The 316-nt window shown below is 52.8% G+C and carries 1 protein-coding gene; it reads left to right on the top strand.

Features of this window, described 5'->3' with window-relative positions; translation table 11 throughout:
• Positions 1–134: 134 nt before the first annotated feature.
• Positions 135–316: Nif3-like dinuclear metal center hexameric protein (locus KVT36_RS31625; protein ID WP_217607416.1), on the top strand; the 182-nt coding region annotated here is incomplete at its 3' end.

The raw sequence follows: 316 nt of genomic DNA, 5'->3' as shown, positions 1-316 counted from the left end.
ACTTCTGAACTCCTTTTTCCCATGTCCTTCCCATGTTTTTCCCTTGTCCATCCCTGGTGAGGTCCATGTCAGGCCCATTCCCATCCGCACATTTGCATATCTGCATATCCGTACAATTCCTTATTTTGCCCTTAATGAAGATCAAGGACGTTATCCAGGCCATTGCATCCTTTGCGCCCCTGCAGTCCCAGGAAAGCTATGATAATGCAGGCCTGCTGTTCGGCAACCCCGGCTGGGAGCTTACCAAGGCCCTGCTTCCCCTGGATGTTACAGAGGCTGTAATAGGCGAGGCCCTGGCCCGCAGCTGTAACCTGGT

This window comes from Chitinophaga sp. GbtcB8 (assembly GCF_019091455.1).
Classification (GTDB): Bacteria; Bacteroidota; Bacteroidia; order Chitinophagales; family Chitinophagaceae; genus Chitinophaga.
This window is presented reverse-complemented; position numbering and strand designations above follow the sequence as displayed.